At 38.7% G+C, this 328-nt stretch carries 1 protein-coding gene; it reads left to right on the forward strand.

Annotation, left to right across the window (positions count from 1 at the left end; translation table 11 throughout):
* Positions 1 to 135: 135 nt before the first annotated feature.
* The coding region (locus tag MUW74_RS04225) for a hypothetical protein (RefSeq protein WP_243553106.1) at positions 136 to 328 on the forward strand (193 nt) is incomplete at its 3' end.

A 328-nucleotide genomic window follows, 5' to 3' on the forward strand; every position in this document is an offset into this window, starting at 1 on the left:
ATTCCCCTATGTCTTATACGTGGTAAAAATGGAGGAAAAGACCATGTTAGGCATCTTAATCTTACAACAGAGCAAAGAGAACAATATGAAAGGTTAGATCAGACAAAAAATGATTGTGCGCTAAATGGCCTATGAATGGATAATCCAAAGGACATACAAGAGCAAATAGGCAGTCCAGGAGGATTGAGACAAATAGCTTCAGCGGGTATGAGCAAAAATCCCGAATCCTATAATAAATTATTTAAAGCACAAGCAGGACTAAGCCAATTAGCACCTCTTCAAGTGCCTAGAATGGGATGGGTTCATGAACATTTTGATCCTGAGTATC

The sequence above is a fragment of the Candidatus Cardinium sp. cBcalN2 genome (assembly GCF_022810445.1).
In the GTDB taxonomy this organism is placed as follows: Bacteria; Bacteroidota; Bacteroidia; order Cytophagales; family Amoebophilaceae; genus Cardinium.